Below are 17,113 nucleotides of genomic sequence, written 5' to 3'. Positions count from 1 at the left end.
CTCAACTTTCTGCAAGGAGGCTTCGGAATGCCAGCATTCTTCGGGCCCGAGGGTCCCGGTCGCATCGATATTTCCCGGCTCATGAGCAGGGCCACCCAGCAACTCATGGCTGACGCTGCACGCGTAGCGGCTGCTCGCGGTGATTCGGATCTCGATGCACTGCACGTTCTCCGCGTCATGGCGGAGCAGGATCCGGTCCGCACGCTCATGCAGCGCGCCGGAGCCGACCCGAAATCCGTGGTCGACGCCGTCGACCTGCGGCTACCACAGGGCCGTGAGCAGGGCGCATACTCCGCTCCCGCGCTCAGCAGCGCCGTCAAAACGGCTCTCCTCGAGGCGCATCAACTGGCCCGAGCCCTGGGATCGACGTACATCGACCCCGAACATCTCTTCATCGCACTAGCCGGTGACCCCGATCATGTTCCGGGTCGTCTGCTCGCTTCGGCCGGTATCACGCCGGAGAAGCTGCAGGCCGCGGTTCAGAATCCCGCGTCCGGTCCAGTCGAAGACGAGTCCAGCACCCCGACGCTCGACAAGTACGGCGTCGATCTGACCGATCGTGCCCGCAACGGCGGCGTCGATCCGGTGATCGGCCGTGCCGACGAGATCGAACAGACCATCGAGATCCTCTCCCGCCGCACCAAGAACAACCCGGTTCTGGTGGGCGAGGCCGGCGTCGGCAAAACTGCCATCGTCGAAGGACTGGCGCAGCGCATCGTCGACGGGGACGTGCCGGAATCGTTGGTGGGTAAGAAGATCGTCCAGCTCGAACTCTCGAGCATGGTCTCGGGTACCCGCTACCGCGGCGACTTCGAGGAACGGCTCACCAAGGTGATCGACGAGATCACCGCACACAAGGACGGGCTGATCGTCTTCATCGACGAGATGCACACCATCGCAGGTGCCGGCGGCGGAGCCGAAGGCGCGATGGATGCCGGAAACATCCTCAAGCCCAAGCTCGCTCGCGGTGAACTGCACATCGTCGGTGCCACCACGCTCGACGAATACCGCAAGAACATCGAGAAGGATCCCGCGCTCGAACGGCGCTTCCAGCCGGTACAGGTCGGTGAGCCGTCGATCGAGGATGCGATCGCCATCTTGAGTGGATTGCGCAGTCGCTACGAGGATCACCACAAGGTCCACTACACCGACGAGGCGATCACCGCTGCGGTGGAGCTGTCGGCACGTTACATCGGCGACAGGTTCCTGCCGGACAAGGCAATCGACCTGATCGACCAGGCCGGTGCCAGGCTCCGTCTGAAGACGGCCACGGTAGACACCGCTGCCCTGCAGCAGCGTCTCGAGCAGCTCGAGAGCGACAAGGAAAAAGCCGTCGCCGACGAGTTGTACGAGAAGGCGTCGACCTTGCGTGACGAGATCAACGGCGTCGCAAAGCGTCTCGAGAAGGCAGGATCCTCTGTTCCTTCCGAGGAAACTCCGGACGTGACCGCTGAACAGATCGCCGACGTTGTCGCTCGTGCAACGGGTATTCCGGCCAGCCAGATGACTCAGGCAGAGAAAGATCGTCTGCGCCGTCTGGAAGAGGAACTGCACGGTCGTGTCATCGGACAGGACGACGCCGTTCGCGCCATCGCGCGTGCCGTGCGTCGTAGTCGGACCGGAATGAGTGATCCGGATCGTCCCGTCGGCAGCTTCCTGTTCCTCGGGCCTACCGGTGTCGGCAAGACGGAGCTCGCAAAAGCTCTGGCTGCCACACTCTTCGGTGACGAGAACAAGATGCTGCGTTTCGACATGAGTGAGTTCGGGGAACGCCACACGGTCAGCCGACTGGTCGGTGCCCCTCCCGGATACGTCGGCTACGGCGAGGCGGGACAGCTCACGGAGCAGGTGCGTCGTAACCCGTACTCGGTGATCCTTCTCGACGAGATCGAAAAGGCACACCCGGACGTGTTCAACACCTTGCTCCAGGTGCTCGACGATGGGCGTCTGACCGACGGCCAGGGGCGCACGGTGGACTTCAAGAACACTGTCGTGATCATGACCAGCAACCTCGGCTCGGACATCATCTCGAGCAAGTCCGGTGGACTCGGCTTCACCACAGGTGATGCAGAGTCGGCGGAGAAGCCGCTGCGCGACCGCGTGATGGCCAGGTTGCGCGAATCGATGCGGCCGGAGTTCCTCAACCGTATCGACGAGATCGTGATCTTCCGCAAGCTCGACACCGAGCAACTGCACCGGATCACTGATCTGCTGCTCGACGACAGTCGGAAGCGGTTGCAGTCCAAGGGCATCGACATCGAGTTCACCGCCGACGCAGTGGACTGGATCGCCGAGCACGGGCATCAACCCGAGTTCGGGGCTCGCCCGTTGCGTCGTTCGATCCAGCGTGTGGTCGACGACAAGATCGCCGACATGCTGCTCGACGATCTCCTCGAAGAGGGCGGCAGCATCACCGTCGCGGTTGACGAGGGTGAGTTGGTGTTCAGCTAAGAGGGGCACAGCCCCTGTGAGCGGTTAGGGAGTCCCTGGACTCCTTAACCGCTCACAGGCGCGCAGCGCCCAAAATCTCCGCCGCCAAGGCGTCGTTGTGCCGGAAAAACCCCGCATTGGTGCGCGGGCGAGGGAACGCCGCCGACCAGTTGTGGCCCGCAACCCACGGCCCGGCAGCAAAACGGCGAGGATGACTGGTGTTGTCCTGATGCAGAATTCGCGATGTGCCGTCGACCGCGAGCTTCGCAGAACTGTCGGCGGTGGCACGAAGTTCGACTGCCTCGCCCCGGCCGTGAAGTGTCCGCAGGAGCGCGTCGCCGCTCGCACTGATGGAAGCGACCGGCAATCGTGCCTCGACGAGGGTGTTCGCGGCCACGATATCGGTGTGAGACGCACTGCGGGCTACAAAGATCCCGACTCCCGTTGCCGGATCGATCTCGGTGGAGAACACTGAATCCGGCCCCAGGAATTGCACGATGCCGGCCTCGTTGAGGGCGGTCAACTGTTCCAGACGCTCGGGTGGCGGACCACTGGCAATGAAGCTGAAGAACGAATGCAGCCAACCTTCGACGTCCTTGGCGACGGATTCGGCCGGGATTCTGCCGCGCCGCAACAATTCTCCGACGGTCATGTACGTCGACAGCAACGCTGAGAAGACAGCTGCGTCGGCACTGAAATACGGGTCCGACCGGCGTGCGACGTCTGCCGAGATGTATTCGGTGATCCTGAGTTGGACGTCGGCGAGTCCGTCGTAGCGCTCACCGCCGAGCGGGCGGTTCAGTCGCTCGAGATCGATACGGTCTTCCGGTTTCGGAACTGCGTTCTCGACCAGTTCCTGCAATCGAGGCGATCCCCAAGCCAGCGAGGCGAATTCGGCGTCGAACTCCTCCCAGGTACCCACCGTTCGATCCGGGTGCGACGCGAACAGTTCGTGATAGTGGGCGCCTGCCAGTTCTTTCGACGCCAAGGGCCAGATGTCGTTTCGGAAATCCAACGGTCCGTCGCCGGGCACAAGATCAGCGGTGAAGAACCGCGGTAGCGGTGGCCGCGCGTCGGCGATCGAGTACGAAATCTTGGAGTGATACGGCACGCCGCGACGAGATCCGGCATACAACAGGGGTTCTCGACCCGAGGGAGCGTAAGTCAGGACGCCGTCTTCACCGCGTTCGAAGATGCCGCCACGGCTCTCGGCGAGGAGAACCATCCAGTCGATGAAAGCCAGCCCGAGTCCGGCGATCAGAACCGGTTCGCGTTCGGGAATGACATCGGCGTCGAGGTCGGCGGTGTATCCCGGACCTACGTAGGTCAACCCGTGGTCGGACGCGAAGCTGCTCAGCGCGGTTTCACGCGGAGCAGCCAACGCATCGGGGTGCCCCTGTGCGAGGAGGACGGCCGTCGCGTCGATGACAACTCCGTCGTCCAGATGAACCTTCTGCATCTTGCCGACGTTCACGATGTCGACCACGGATCGTCGATGAACCTGAACGTCGACGTGCGCTGGCGCAGAGTCGACTGCAGTCTCGAACACCCAGTTCAGGTATCGGCTCTGCAATGACCTCGATGCGAACGACGACGGCGTGACAGTCGGAACTTCTGCCGCGATCTCGGGCAATTCGGCAAGCTCAGCCGCGTTCTCGGCGACCCATTCCGCGAGCGTCGGGCCGGGTACTACCGGACCGGTGACCGCGGTGGTGTCGTCGGTGAACATCGTGACGTCAGCGGTTGTCGAATTCATCCACAGGAGCGGCGCCTGGCTGCCTCGCCAAATGCGGCCGGCGCCTGCCGGATACGGGTCGACGACGTGAATGTCGATCGGTGCGGGGTCAGTGTTCACCGATTCGTGAGCGAGGATCCGTTCGAGTACACCGGTACCACGGGGACCACCGCCCACGATCACGATGACAGCAGGTGTCCCCACCGAGGTACGGGGTCGATCGCCTGGCACGAGTCCTCCATCGGACCTGGCGGAAAGCACCCGCACCTCAGTAGAGGGGGTTGCTGCGACGTCAGGGAGCCAGGACTCTCGATCGCTCTGGATGGTTAGTCCAGCTTATCTTCGGAGAATCGTGAGGCAAGGAATTCCGGACATCAGATCAGCGTGAATCAAACAGTTGTCAATCGTTATCTTCCAGTTTGCGTTGCAGGCAGGATCCGCGCGTGAACATTGCCGAAGCCGATGCGTGAACCGCCGACCCCGGGAGCGGTGGCCGAGATGGAGATGGTGTCGCCGTCCTCGAGGAACGTGCGAGTCTCGGAGCCAACTGCAACGGGTTCTTTTCCGCCCCAGGTCAGTTCGATGAAGGCGCCGCGCTGATCCTTGTCCGGCCCGGAAATGGTTCCAGACGCGAAGAGATCGCCCGTGCTCGCCGCTGCGCCGTTGATGGTGGTGTGCGCGAGCATCTGCGCGGGCGACCAGTACATCTGGGCGTACGGAGGTCGCGAAACGACGTGGCCGTTCCACTCCACGGCCAGATCTATGTCCAGGCCCCACTTCTCTTCACCGCGCAGGTAGGAAAGCGGTTCGGGATCCTGCACTGGAGTGTCGATTCGGGCTGCTTCGAGCGCGAGCAACGGAACAACCCACGGAGAGATGGACGTCGCGAAACTCTTCCCCAGATTCGGACCGAGGGGCACGTACTCCCACGCCTGGATGTCTCGGGCAGACCAGTCGTTCACGACGACGGCGCCGAAGACGTGCTCGGCAAATTCGTCCGGGGTGATGGAATCGCCCATCTTCGAGGGAGTTCCGACGATGAATCCCATCTCGGCTTCGATGTCGAGGCGACGCGACGGTCCGAAGTCCGGGCTTTCCTGATCGGGTGCCTTCCGCTGTCCGCAGGGACGAACGATGTCGGTGCCGGAGACGACGACGGTGCTCGAGCGCCCGTGGTATCCGACGGGAAGATGCTTCCAGTTCGGCATCAAGGGGGCGGCGTCCGGGCGGAACAACCGCCCGAGGTTGGTTGCGTGATTCTCCGAGGCGTAGAAGTCGACGTAGTCGGCCACCGCTATCGGCAAGTGCAGGGTCACCGAGTCGACGGAAAACACGGCATCCGAGTCTATTTCGCCGGTCACGAGCTCCGTGATCCGGTTCCGCACCGAAACCCACTGATCTCGGCCCTGAGCCATGAATGCGTTCAGGGTCGGTTCGGCGAAGACGGAATCACCCAGTGTCGCTGCGAGATCGACGACCGAGTCGGTGACCCGCACGCCGACGCGCGGTGACCCGCCTGCAGGGGAGAAGACCCCGTACGGCAGATTGCCGAGACCGAACAGTGAGTCGGCGGGAATGTCGATGGTCGTGACGGTCATACGAGAGTTCCTTCGGTTTTGTCGGAGCGGACGATCAATCCGAGGCCTTCCAGCTCGGTCAGAGGGTCCGAGATGCTGCAGGTACCGAACGAGAGGAATCGGCGACGCACTTCGCCTGCCTCGTCTTCGGTCAGGTCGGCCAGTGCCCGTGCGATCGACTCGCCATCGCGCTGCGCCAGTGCAGCAACAACTTCAGAACGATCGGCGCCCCGCCTCGCAGCGTCGACGGCCACCATGATGTTGAGGAAGCCGTGCTGTTCGAAGCCCGTCTCGGGATCGGTGTTGCGCACACCGTGGTGCAGTCCCGCAGTCGCCTTGAACGGGATATTCGCTCGGACGACGGAAATCAGCGCATCGGCGAGTTCGTCCTCGTTCGGGTACGCCTCGGCGACAATGCCTCCGGTGCGAAACTTCGCGGAGTACCCTGCGGTTTCGAGAGCCGTGAGATAGTCGGCGCGCCGGCAGCCTCGGGGCACCTCGACAAAAATAGCGATGTCGGGATGAGCGGCATGGACACGGGCGAGCTCCGCGAAGGCGGCATCGGCCTCCAGCCCGTCGGGAATTCCCACTTCGACGGCGGCGACGCGAACGCCGGGGATGGCGAGCGCGTTCGACAGCGCGGCCGCGGTATCGGCTGGACCGGCCGGCACGGTCAGGCTCAGCGTCACTGGGCTGTCCGCTGAGACGTACGCAGCCAGTTCGCTCAGTCGAGGCGCGGGGAAGACGAAGGGCCCCACCAGTGCGTCGTAATCTGCCTTCAGGTAGGCGGCGTGGGCCGGAACTGCCTCGGCCAGAGGGGCATTGCCGGGTGGGAAGAGTGCTGCGTCGTCGCACAGGCCGCTCAGGAGGGGAGAGACGATTGTCATTGCTGCGGCCCCCGTCCCGCCCAGCTCCACGCGTAGGCTCCGTCTTCGCATGCCAAGGCTCCCTCTCCCAATTCGAGCGGCCGGAACGTATCGACCATCACGGCCAACTCGTCGAAGAACTCGGCGCCGATGCTTCGCTCGTACGCGCCGGGTTGTGGGCCGTGGGCGTGGCCACCGGGATGAATCGAAATCGAACCCTGCCCGATGCCGGAACCCTTACGGGCCTCGTAATCACCGCCGCAGTAGAACATGATCTCGTCGGAGTCGACGTTGGAGTGGTAGTACGGCACCGGGATCGACAGGGGGTGGTAGTCGACCTTGCGAGGCACGAAGTTGCAGATCACGAAGTTGTTCCCCTCGAAGGCCTGGTGCGCCGGCGGCGGCTGGTGAACACGGCCCGTGATCGGCTCGTAGTCGGAGATGTTGAAGGTGTACGGGTACAGGCATCCGTCCCACCCGACGACATCGAAAGGGTGCGTGGGATAAACCATTCGGGTGCCGACGATGCCCGCCGACGTACGGTGCTTGACCAGAACCTCGACGTCGGTGCCTTCGGCGATCATGGGCGCGGTCGGTCCGTGCAGGTCTCGTTCACAGAACGGTGCGTTCTCGAGTAGCTGGCCGAAGCGGGACAGATAGCGCTTGGGCGGGACGATGTGACTGTTCGCTTCGATGGTGTAAGCACGAAGTGGTTTGTCACCCTTGGGGATCCATCGATGCGTTGTGGACATCGGGATCAGGACGTAGTCACCTTCACGGGCCTCGAGTGTGCCGAAGACAGTTTCGACGGTCGCCTCGCCAGATTCGATGTAGACCATCTCGTCGCCGATTGCGTTGCGGTACAGGGGAGATGGCGCTGCCGCAACGACGTAGGACAGTCGTACGTCGGCATTGCCGAGGACGAGACGACGGCCCGTTACCACGTCGGTCTCGTTCCAGGCGCTTTCGGGAAACAGTGTGTGGAGTTTCAGATGGCGCGGTTTGAGGGGATGGTTGGGGGTTGTGCTCTGATCGCGCAGTTCCCAGACTGTTGCGTCGACGATGGCCGACGGGATCTCGCGGTGGTAGAGCAACGAAGAATCCGAGGAGAAACCTTCCTCGCCCATCAGTTCTTCGTAGTAGAGGTTGCCGGACTCGTCACGGTGTTGGGTGTGACGCTTCGGTGGGATGTTGCCGAGTTGTCGATAGAACGCCATGACGGGGCTCCTTCTGTGCTGTTCTGCCTGGCTCACCTCCACCAGATAGTAAATAGATTAACTAAAATGATGTGATGGGCGCAACCCTCCAAGGGGGTTCGGGTCTATGTCAGTTACGTCCGCGGACGTCGAACTGGCTGCGGTTGGTGATCAGTTTGTCCAGGAGCATGACAAGGATGCGCTGTTCGGCCTCGCTCAGGACGCTGACCCAGGCGTGTTCGCGTTCGTTTTGCTCGCGAAACGCTTCGACCATGGCTTCTCGGCCTTTGTCGGTCAGGTACAGCTGGACTGAGCGTCCGTCGTTCTCGGTGGGACGGCGATCGATCAGCCCATCTGCCAGTAGCGACTTGGACAGATTGGAGACGGCGGCCCGGCTCATCCCGGTGAGTTCGGCGGCAGCCTTCGGCTCGATACGGGGCTCCTTCTGTGCTGTTCTGCCTGGCTCACCTCCACCAGATAGTAAATAGATTAACTAAAATGATGTGATGGGCGCAACCCTCCAAGGGGGTTCGGGTCTATGTCAGTTACGTCCGCGGACGTCGAACTGGCTGCGGTTGGTGATCAGTTTGTCCAGGAGCATGACAAGGATGCGCTGTTCGGCCTCGCTCAGGACGCTGACCCAGGCGTGTTCGCGTTCGTTTTGCTCGCGAAACGCTTCGACCATGGCTTCTCGGCCTTTGTCGGTCAGGTACAGCTGGACTGAGCGTCCGTCGTTCTCGGTGGGACGGCGATCGATCAGCCCATCTGCCAGTAGCGACTTGGACAGATTGGAGACGGCGGCCCGGCTCATCCCGGTGAGTTCGGCGGCAGCCTTCGGCTCGATCGGACCGGCCAGCCAGGTGACGAACAACAGTCGGAACGACGACCATGACCAGCCGCGAGGGCGGTGGATCGACGACTCGAGATCGTAGGTGACCACGTTCGAGGCCCGATTGAGCGTCAAGAGCACCTCGGTGGCCAGCTGGTCGCGAAAGCCGTGTTCGGTGGCCAGTCGTTTGTTGGCCAGTTCGATGAACGACCAGAAGTTGAGCTCGCCGACGGTTGGTTGGTCATCGGTTGTTCGCTCATTCATGGCCTAACCCTAGCGTGGCTCACGGTTGATAAATGTGTGTACTAGATTGTGGATGTTCTCGCGAAACTCGGAAACCCGGCAATTCGGCGACAGCCCTGAGCCGTCGTGGCGCGAGTGGCGACGAGTTTCCTCTGGGTGCGGCGCATGTCGAGATGTCGGCGGATCCGATTCAGAAGGTTCTAGAATTCGTGTCTTGTTTCTGTCGCCCCAGATTCGAATTATCGCTTCAGCTTTACGAAAACAAGGACGCAGGATTGGTCCTTACCTAGAATTCACTTACAAATCTGTCGGGTGTCGGTTTCAAGGATCGACGCGTCCGTGAACTGTGAAAGTGAGTCACAATGAAGCGCTCGTGCCGAGCTCGCGCTCGAATCTGGATGGTTGTCCTGGCGTCGGCGACACTGGTGGTGACCGGGTGCGCGGGTAGCAGCCAAGGTACGACGACGGATGCATCGGACGTGACGGTCGGAGTTGTCGGTGACCAGAACGACGGGGGAGATCCACGCTCGGGTGGCACGGTGTCGTTTGCCACGTACAACGGGATCAGCAGTCTCGATCCGGCTGACCGTCAGGACGGCGGCGCTACCGGTGGTAGCGAAATGGCAGCCATCTACGACCTTCTGATGCGATTCGATACCGCGGCGGGCGAATATGTTCCGCACTTGGCACAGTCCTTGTCGGCCAATGACGACAACACGGTGTGGACATTGAAGTTGCGTGACGGTGTCACCTTCAGTGACGGCACGCCGATGGACAGCGCTGCAGTCGTGTGGAGCATCGATCACTATCTGCAGAAGAAGGGTACTCACGCGCTGGTGTGGAAGACCGCTGTGCGTGAGATGAATTCATCGGATCCGAGTACGGTTGTCTTCACATTGGCTCAGCCGTGGGACGAGTTCCCGATCATGTTCACCACCGGTCCCGGCATGATCGTCGCACCCTCGTCGATGGCTACCGGTACGTTCACCCCGGTCGGAGCGGGTCCGTTCACGGTCGAGAAGTTCGCTTCCCAGGACGAATTGGTGCTCACGGCCCGTCCGACGTACTGGGACGGTGCGCCGTACCTCGAGAAGTTGCGCTTTCCCGCAATCGTCAACGAAAAGAGCAAACTCGAGGGCTTGCACACCGACGGAATTCAGGTTGCTTATTTGAAGTCACCCGATTTCATTCACGAGGCTTTCGAAGCCGGCGATCCCGGATTCGTGTACTCGGCCAGCATGGCCGGAGTGCTGGCAATCAATCAGCGCGACGATCGGGCAGCGAAAGACGAGCGTGTGCGTAAGGCGATTGTCGCTGCGGTGGACCCGACTACGTTCAACGAGCGAGTTCAAGGCGGCTTCGGTGAACCCGGCACCGACATGTTCGCGTCGTGGTCGCAGTGGCATGGTTCGGTGGCCGGAAACGGCTTCGATCCCGAGGCCGCGAAGAAGTATCTGGCCGAGGCGAAGGCCGACGGCTACGACGGAAAACTGACATACGTCGGAATGAACGATCCGGCGACGCAACGCAGCGCGCTGACGTTTCAGTCGCTCTTGCAGGCAGTGGGTTTCACGGTCGACATCACCTACGCGACCAGCATCAACGATTTGATTTCCATGCTGTATGCAAAACACGACTACGACGTGTCCTACTTCGCGTTCAACGTGCTGGAAGAGTCACCCTTCGTGCGCATGTACGGCAATCTGTTCAGCGAATCTCCGTCGAACATCCTCGGCTACAAGAACGCTCGGATGGACGAGTTGCTCGGCAAGCTGCAAACAGCGTCGGGCGAGGATGAACGGCGAGCCGTCATCGACGATATTCAGACAGTGGTCAACGAGACGGCGCCGGTGGCCGTGGTCAACTCCGGCAAGGTCTTCATCCCGTGGCGCGAGAACGTCCACGGAGTGACCCCGAGTGCGGACGGGATTCTGCTCTTCGGCAATACGTGGTTGAGCTGACCACTGTTCCCCTTCTGCTGTCGCTGTGAACAGCACTGTGTGACAGCAAATTCAGTGGCGTCATCTCCCTCCCGTGGTATCGGCTCTGTTGCGACGAGGAAAGGTGGAAGTCAGGAAAGCCATCGCTATGACCATGATGAGGGTCGCGACCAATCCGTCCAACCAATAGTGATTTGCGGTGGCGATCACCACAAATGTGGTCACAACCGGGTGGGCGAGAACGGCCCAACGCCATCGAGACCGTATTGCCAGGAACAGTGCGATGGACAGCAACAGCGCCCATCCAATGTGCAGCGACGGCATCGCGGCGAACTGGTTCGAGAGGGTATCTGTGTCTGGAGGTCCGTAGACCGATTGCCCGTATCGGGTGGCGAGGTCGACGAAACCGAGATCGGGCAGCATTCGCGGGGGTGCAAGCGGGACCAGCACGTGGATCACAACCGCCGTTGCGGTCAAGGCAGCCATGACATTTCGGACCCATGTGTAGTACTGCGCGCGATATACCCACAACCACAGCAGTGTGGCAATTGCAAAAGGGAAGTGCACGCTCGCGTAGTATCCGTTCGCAAATCTCGCGAGGGTATCGGAATGCGTGAGGAAGGCATTCAGTGACGCTTCGTTCGGTAAATGCATTCCGCGCTCGAAGTCCACGAGAGCGTGGGCGTTGGAGAATGCTCGTGATTCCTGGCCGGCGGCAAAGATCCGTCCGGCGCGATAGCCCAGGTAGAGCACCGTAATCAGCGCCAACTGTGTTGTCGCTTCTCGTCCGCGCCCTCGAACTTGCTCCTGCAGAGATCGAAACCACAAGGGTCCCAGCAGTTGTCGAGGAGTAGATATTCCAGTAACACCCATTACCCGCCCTCACATCCAGGCGAAGTCACCGAAGGCCACTTCGACGGCTCGGCTGCCTGCGATCGTTGCAGCATTTGTTCCGCGGCATTCGCTGGTGGTCCGATCTTTTGTTTCTCACGCCTGTCGAGGACCTGGTCGGAGCGCGCAGTCCAGATCCCCGACAGTCGCAGCGTTCTTGCTCGCGCTATCAGGCGTGAATCCCTGTCCTTCAGGGAGTTCCGGCTCTCACGCCGTGGCGAATTCGGAATCCGACGGACGTTCCGTTGCCTCTGCGGGGCGAGCCTTGTCGGCGCGAGCTTTGTCGATGAGCAACACGCACAGCAGGGAGATGGCTCCCCAGATTCCGAAGGTCATCAGCTGACTACCGACCGTGTCCGCACCGAAGTACAGGATCGATCGGACGGACTCCACAGCTGCGGGCATCGGCAGTACGTCGTGTAGGACGCGGAAGATCCCGGGTTCCATGTAGATCGACATCGCGGCACCCGAAGCCGGTATTCCGAGAAACATGAGAACTCCGACGGCCGGGATGACTGCGAGGAGTCCGAGTAGTCGAACCAGCACGGTGGTGAACAACGCGGTACTGAAGATCGCGATGATGCCGGTGCCGAAAAGCTGCCAGAAGTGACCGTCGATCGTGCCGACGAGGGGACCGGCGATCAGCCAGATCACGGCCGACATGAACACCGACCATCCTGCGAGAACGGGAATAAGCGTCCGCAATTTCATCACTGCCGGCGCTGCGCTGCTGCCGACGACAATGATCATGAAGCCGGACATGATCCAGCCCATCGCCAAGTACATGCTGACCGTGCCGCTGGAATCCGAGTCGGCGAGCGGTGCGAGATCTTCTGTCGTCAGTTGTACGTGCTGGCCGGCAGAGACCTGTTTGAAGACCGATTGCACTGCTTGCTGTTGGCTCGTTCCGGCGGCTTGACTGGTGATCAGTGTCGAGGTGGGCGACTCTGCCGAAGGTAGGACGTAGGCGGCGGTGACTGTGCGGTCCTGAACGAGGCTGCGGGCTTCGTCCACTGATCCGACTGCCTGCAGATCGAACAGTCCGCCCAAGTTCTGTTCGAGGCCGGCGACAGCTTGTTCTGCCTGTTCCGTGGTGGCCGCGACCACCGAGACCGGCATGTCCCGGGGAGCAGGCTGGTACATCGAACCGAGCATGACCGAAAGCATGAGCGTGACCATGGCGAAGGGGAAGAACGCCAAGGTGGCGTAGCGAACCTTGTTGCTGGCAGGTCGCGGCCGTGCGGTCAGCGATGCCATCGAGATCTCGGGAGTACCAGCCTCGGGGTTGCGGCGTCGTTTCAGCGCGTCGACGCCCAGTGTTGCGAGTAGTGCAATCGCTGCGCCGAGGGCCAGGACCAGCAGATGGGAGCCGAGTCCGTCGCCGCCGAAGTAGAGCACCGAGCGCAGGGCCTCGCCGGCGGCTGCGGTAGGCAGAAAGCTGTGCAACGTTGCGTAGATCGACGGCATCGTGAACACCGACATGCCCATGTTGGATGCCGGGACGCCGAGCACCATCACGAACAACATGCCGACCAGCACTGCCAACGGGCCGAATATCCGGGTGAGGAGCAACTGCACGGAACCGACAGCGAATACGGCGAGCCAGGAGATCCCGAGGATTGCTGCTGTATGCCCCTCGACCGCGCCGAGGATCGGACCCGCGACCAACCACACCAGTGCTGCGATCAGCGCTGACCATCCGGCGAGAAGTGGTACGACTCGGCGGAATCGCAACAGCTCGGGCGAGTTGGACAGCGTAATACTCAGGGGCATGTAACCGGCAAGCATCAGAGCGGTGGCCATGAACATCGCGGCCAAGCCCGCAGGGTCGTGGGCCGGCAGTGGTGCGAGATCTTCGACGGTCAGATCGCCGCCTTGCGCAAGGACCTGGGGAGCGAGCAGTCCGGTGACCGTGGAAACCTGAGCAGCTCCGGCCGCACTTGCGGTGTAAACGGTCGCGTTGGGGTCCGTAGCGTGCAGCGATACGACGCCGGACACCTCGCGGTCGAGGAGGAGTTGGCGTGCCTCCTCGTCAGTGGCGACGATCCGGACGTCCACGGCCGACGGATCGGACGCTTCGAGTGCTGCCGCAAATTGTTCGGCCTGCTGTGTCTGTCCGGCAACTGCGACAGGCATGTTGTTCGGGGCAGGTGCGTGCATCGCAACCAAGTAGCCGGTGATCATCATTCCGACCATCAAGAAGGGCAGCAAGATCATCGCCACGTACCGGCCGATCTGCTCCTTTCGGGCGCGAGCGGCGGCTTCGGCCACGGCGTTCCCCTCTGGCGGACTTTCGGCATCGGGAGAAGCAGTGGTGGGCATTGTGGAACTCCTCGAACTCTGGGCAGGTGTTGCTCGATCCGGTCGCGACAGGCAGGGCGGATCCACGGTTGGGCCGATGGGACACGCCCACCGTCGTCCAACAGAATTACGCGTCCTGTCTTAAATAAAGTTACGCCGCATGTCTTAAAATTCAAACAGGCAGGGTAGTGATGTCTGCCCTATCGGTGAGAAGGCGTATCGAACGACCCCGGCAGACGAAGTCGACGAGGAGTAGGCATGGGACAACATGGTGACCGGGTGAAGAAAGCCTTGCTGGACGCAGCTGAGGAGCTCTTTGCCAGGGAAGGGGTTGATGCGGTCTCCAACCGGCACATCGCCGAGCGCACTGGTAGTGCCAATCACTCCGCTGTGACCTATCACTTCGGCGGACGTGACGAGCTCATTCGGGCGTTGATCGAGCGTCATACCGACGACACCCGTCGCCGACGCCGTGAACTCGCCGATCTACTCGGCGAAGACCCGGATCTCCGAGATCTGTTGGGCTGCCTCATACTCCCGTGGACCGACCAACTGGCGTCCTTGCCTCGTCCGAGCTGGCGTGCACGGCTCGTACAACAACTGAAGGCGGCGCCGTCGGGCATCGAACTCATTGCCATGCTGTCGGATCCGCTGGTCGACGAAGTGTTTCAGCGGGCGATGGGTCTCCTCTCGGATATTCCTGCGCCCGTGCTCGTCGGTCGATCTTGGATCATGGGACGAATGGTCACCGACGTCTGCGCCGAATACGAGGCACGCCTCGAGCAGGACACCATCGAGCCCAACTGGACCGGGTTGGCCTACTTCCTCATCGATGCTTGCGCGGGGATGCTCAGAGCGCCGGTGACCACCGTCGGCGACTTTCTCAGCTCTCGTTCGGCAGGCACGCTCTCTTAGTTCAGGGAATGGTCATCGGAGGTGAGCGCACATCGCTTCATCCGCCGGGAGTTGGGGGCGGCCCGACGACCTCCAGGTCCAGTTCGGCACGAGCGCGCCCGAATCCTTCACCAGGGAAGGTCATGTCGCCTCCTTCGACGTGGATGAGAGCCTCGGTCGGGCGGTTCATGTATTCGAAGAACTTCTCGAACACACCGGTGGTCAGCAGTCCGAGCATCTGGGTGCTGTGGCCGGCGAACGAGAAACTGTGCACGGTGCCTGCAGGTGCGTGAAGGAAGTCGCCTTTGGTCAGAAGGATTTCCTTACCGTTCGCGTGCAACAGAATCCGGCCCTCGAGGCAGAAGAAGTTCTCGGTGTGCTGACGGTGGAAATGCAACGGAATGTATGGACTCTTGCCGCCACTGGTGTGCATCGCGAAGTACGTCGAATCCGTGTTTCGGGAGCGTGCGAGATAAGTGTTGAGTTGGTCCATGCTCGCCCATCGGTCACCTTCGCCGGCTCGCAGGACGTAGGCCGAATTGGACTGAGGCAAAATCGATCCCGACGACGAGGGAAGATCCTTCTTCTCCAGGTCGAGAACTCGAATTCCGTACTGCGCTGCAAGTTCGGACTGACGCGCATCTGAAACGTTCTGGTCAGCGCTGATGTCGAAGACGTGCGACTGCGTGGCGGTGCCCGATTCTGCGCCCCAACTGTGTCCGTCACCGACAGTGAGCCAACTCAGGAATCGCGTGCGATGCGCGAGCATGCGGTACGCGTACGGCGTGCCGGGTGGGATCGACACGGCGTCTCCCGCTACGAGGATGTTGGTTTCGCCCGGAAGCCAGACTTGGAGTCGACCGTCGGTGACGTACAGGAAACGGAATTCGTCGGAGTGCTCGACGAACGGCGTCTCGACACCTGCGCCGCCGTAGACGTAGGCGGCGCCGAACTGTCCACCGGTATCTTGCGGGCGGGCGATGACTGTGAGGAGTTGACCGCCTAGTTGGTATCGCTCGCCTTCACCGGCGGACAGGTGGTAAGGCACGCAACGCCCTGGTAGAGAATCCGATTCGGGAACGGTGGAGTGGACCTCGTCCAAACTCGGAATGTCGAATGTGGTCATGAGAGGGACGCACCTGCTTTCAGCGTTCGAGAGAAAAAGGCTTCGATAGTCGCGAACGACGCGCATGGGTGGCGTTCGACGAACCGTCTCCCGCGGTCGGTGGAGGCTCGGACTGTTGCGGACGCGGACGGATCACGCTCGAGGTGCCCCTGATCGAGACTGAGCCCAGGACCCAGCTCCAGCACGTTGCCCGGGTTGAAGAAACCGTGGCCGAAACCGTCCACGAGATAAAGGATCACGTCGTTTCCGTAGGCGGCGAGCGAGTCGTACAGGCTGACGCTTTGGTGGTGTGGAACCATCGTGTCCTCGATCCCGTGCATGACCAGGAACGGGGGTGTGCCGCCCTTGGTTACGAGTGCCGGACTCGCGTCGCGTGCGGCGGCGAGGTTGTCTCGAATCGGTCCACCCAACAGTGATGCCTCGGGCGATACTTGTTCGGCTTCTGAGATCGGCGACGAAAGATTCACCAGGGCAGGAAGATCTGCTGGGCCGTAACCGTCGACGACGGCCTGGACTGCAGAGCTGACGGATGAGGCCTCTTCGTGGTCCAGCCGAAGGGTCGAGGAATGGATGCCGGCAAGCGCCGCGAGGTGCCCTCCTGCCGACGATCCCCAGAGTCCAATTCGATCCGGATCCACGCGATGTTCGGCGGCATTGCTTCGCAGCCAGCGCACTGCGCGCCGAACGTCGAGCAATTGACCGGGGTGAACGATGTCCGGTGCCAACCGGTAGTCGATGCTGACCATCACGTATCCCTCGGCAGCGAAATGCTTCGCGAGGTCTGGGCAGGCCGTGCGGTCTTGTAGCCGCCATCCACCGCCGTGGATCCACACGATCGCAGGCAACGGCTGCGGTGGGTCCTTCGGACGGACTATGTCGAGGTGTAAGCCAGGGGCGTACTCGACCGTGGAATGGCGGACATCGGTCGAAACCGTGTCCACGTGGGTGAACTCCTTCGACGTGAACCCGGGCCTGGGTCGTCGCTTTCGCGGTTGTAAGGCCTCTCCTTAGGTCACTGTCTAGTAAGGCAAGGTAGCAGGAAAGGGAGAGATCCGGAAGCCTACGTTTCGATGCTTCGAGACCGA

General features: G+C 61.7%; 12 protein-coding genes, 1 pseudogene and 1 riboswitch. Of the genes and pseudogenes, 3 read left to right on the top strand and 10 right to left on the bottom strand.

Features of this window, described 5'->3' with window-relative positions:
* Nucleotides 1–27 precede the first annotated feature (27 nt).
* Complete coding sequence (locus tag I7X09_RS09180) at nucleotides 28–2,451, top strand: ATP-dependent Clp protease ATP-binding subunit (protein ID WP_200316459.1); 2,424 nt, start codon at nucleotides 28–30, stop codon at nucleotides 2,449–2,451.
* A 52-nt stretch (nucleotides 2,452–2,503) separates the two neighbouring features.
* Here I7X09_RS09180 and I7X09_RS09175 read toward each other — a convergent pair whose 3' ends face one another.
* From I7X09_RS09175 to I7X09_RS09150, 6 genes and pseudogenes are all read right to left on the bottom strand, one after another.
* The gene (locus I7X09_RS09175; RefSeq protein WP_234036863.1) at nucleotides 2,504–4,396 is read right to left on the bottom strand and encodes an FAD/NAD(P)-binding protein; all 1,893 of its coding nucleotides are present in this window, start codon (nucleotides 4,394–4,396) and stop codon (nucleotides 2,504–2,506) included.
* 4 nt (nucleotides 4,397–4,400) lie between these two features.
* Nucleotides 4,401–4,494, bottom strand: a riboswitch (SAM riboswitch).
* Nucleotides 4,495–4,572: 78 nt separating this feature from the next.
* The gene (gene fahA, locus I7X09_RS09170; protein ID WP_200316458.1) at nucleotides 4,573–5,763 is read right to left on the bottom strand and encodes a fumarylacetoacetase; all 1,191 of its coding nucleotides are present in this window, start codon (nucleotides 5,761–5,763) and stop codon (nucleotides 4,573–4,575) included.
* Nucleotides 5,760–6,629, bottom strand: a complete 870-nt coding sequence (locus I7X09_RS09165; protein ID WP_200317749.1) for a hypothetical protein — start codon at nucleotides 6,627–6,629, stop codon at nucleotides 5,760–5,762. The genes fahA and I7X09_RS09165 overlap by 4 nt, the downstream gene beginning before the upstream one ends.
* Nucleotides 6,626–7,825 carry a homogentisate 1,2-dioxygenase gene (locus tag I7X09_RS09160; RefSeq protein ID WP_095968758.1) on the bottom strand — a complete coding sequence of 400 codons (1,200 nt, stop codon included), beginning with the start codon at nucleotides 7,823–7,825 and terminating at the stop codon, nucleotides 6,626–6,628. The genes I7X09_RS09165 and I7X09_RS09160 overlap by 4 nt, the downstream gene beginning before the upstream one ends.
* A gap of 109 nt (nucleotides 7,826–7,934) precedes the next feature.
* A pseudogene (locus I7X09_RS09155) lies at nucleotides 7,935–8,237 on the bottom strand (MarR family winged helix-turn-helix transcriptional regulator); the annotation flags it as partial.
* A 108-nt stretch (nucleotides 8,238–8,345) separates the two neighbouring features.
* A complete protein-coding gene (locus tag I7X09_RS09150) occupies nucleotides 8,346–8,897 on the bottom strand; it encodes a MarR family winged helix-turn-helix transcriptional regulator (RefSeq protein WP_124567629.1) in 552 nt (183 codons plus the stop codon).
* A 341-nt stretch (nucleotides 8,898–9,238) separates the two neighbouring features.
* Here I7X09_RS09150 and I7X09_RS09145 point away from each other — a divergent pair, with 341 nt between their 5' ends.
* The gene (locus tag I7X09_RS09145; protein WP_200316457.1) at nucleotides 9,239–10,837 is read left to right on the top strand and encodes an ABC transporter substrate-binding protein; all 1,599 of its coding nucleotides are present in this window, start codon (nucleotides 9,239–9,241) and stop codon (nucleotides 10,835–10,837) included.
* A 60-nt stretch (nucleotides 10,838–10,897) separates the two neighbouring features.
* Here the strand turns inward: I7X09_RS09145 and I7X09_RS09140 are convergent, their stop codons facing one another.
* Together I7X09_RS09140 and I7X09_RS09135 are read right to left on the bottom strand one after the other, a co-directional pair.
* Nucleotides 10,898–11,584, bottom strand: coding sequence for a phosphatase PAP2 family protein (locus tag I7X09_RS09140; RefSeq protein ID WP_166809291.1), 687 nt, complete (start codon nucleotides 11,582–11,584; stop codon nucleotides 10,898–10,900).
* Nucleotides 11,585–11,914: 330 nt separating this feature from the next.
* The gene (locus tag I7X09_RS09135; RefSeq protein ID WP_200316456.1) at nucleotides 11,915–14,029 is read right to left on the bottom strand and encodes an ABC transporter permease; all 2,115 of its coding nucleotides are present in this window, start codon (nucleotides 14,027–14,029) and stop codon (nucleotides 11,915–11,917) included.
* Nucleotides 14,030–14,266: 237 nt separating this feature from the next.
* Here I7X09_RS09135 and I7X09_RS09130 point away from each other — a divergent pair, with 237 nt between their 5' ends.
* A complete protein-coding gene (locus tag I7X09_RS09130; protein ID WP_095968762.1) occupies nucleotides 14,267–14,923 on the top strand; it encodes a TetR/AcrR family transcriptional regulator in 657 nt (218 codons plus the stop codon).
* Between the two features lie 37 nt (nucleotides 14,924–14,960).
* On the opposite strand, the gene I7X09_RS09125 is transcribed toward I7X09_RS09130, so the two are convergent.
* Nucleotides 14,961–16,028, bottom strand: a complete 1,068-nt coding sequence (locus I7X09_RS09125) for a quercetin 2,3-dioxygenase (protein WP_200316455.1) — start codon at nucleotides 16,026–16,028, stop codon at nucleotides 14,961–14,963.
* Nucleotides 16,025–16,969: an alpha/beta hydrolase gene (locus I7X09_RS09120; protein ID WP_200316454.1), complete on the bottom strand. Its 945-nt coding sequence runs from the start codon at nucleotides 16,967–16,969 to the stop codon at nucleotides 16,025–16,027. Before I7X09_RS09120 ends, I7X09_RS09125 begins: the two co-directional genes overlap by 4 nt.
* Nucleotides 16,970–17,113: the final 144 nt, after the last annotated feature.

Source organism: Rhodococcus sp. P-2 (genome assembly GCF_016598535.1).
GTDB lineage: Bacteria > Actinomycetota > Actinomycetes > Mycobacteriales > Mycobacteriaceae > Rhodococcus_F > Rhodococcus_F baikonurensis.
Note: the sequence above shows the minus strand (reverse complement) of the source record. Positions and strands in the feature narration are given on the sequence as shown.

What these genes read in the sequence shown, in the direction of transcription:
- I7X09_RS09180 (WP_200316459.1), top strand. Translation starts at nt 28, where the DNA reads ATGCCAGCATTCTTCGGGCCCGAGGGTCCCGGTCGCATCGATATTTCC.
- fahA (WP_200316458.1), bottom strand. Translation starts at nt 5,763, where the DNA reads ATGACCGTCACGACCATCGACATTCCCGCCGACTCACTGTTCGGTCTC.
- I7X09_RS09165 (WP_200317749.1), bottom strand. Translation starts at nt 6,629, where the DNA reads ATGACAATCGTCTCTCCCCTCCTGAGCGGCCTGTGCGACGACGCAGCA.
- I7X09_RS09160 (WP_095968758.1), bottom strand. Translation starts at nt 7,825, where the DNA reads ATGGCGTTCTATCGACAACTCGGCAACATCCCACCGAAGCGTCACACC.
- I7X09_RS09150 (WP_124567629.1), bottom strand. Translation starts at nt 8,897, where the DNA reads ATGAATGAGCGAACAACCGATGACCAACCAACCGTCGGCGAGCTCAAC.
- I7X09_RS09145 (WP_200316457.1), top strand. Translation starts at nt 9,239, where the DNA reads ATGAAGCGCTCGTGCCGAGCTCGCGCTCGAATCTGGATGGTTGTCCTG.
- I7X09_RS09135 (WP_200316456.1), bottom strand. Translation starts at nt 14,029, where the DNA reads ATGCCCACCACTGCTTCTCCCGATGCCGAAAGTCCGCCAGAGGGGAAC.
- I7X09_RS09130 (WP_095968762.1), top strand. Translation starts at nt 14,267, where the DNA reads ATGGGACAACATGGTGACCGGGTGAAGAAAGCCTTGCTGGACGCAGCT.
- I7X09_RS09125 (WP_200316455.1), bottom strand. Translation starts at nt 16,028, where the DNA reads ATGACCACATTCGACATTCCGAGTTTGGACGAGGTCCACTCCACCGTT.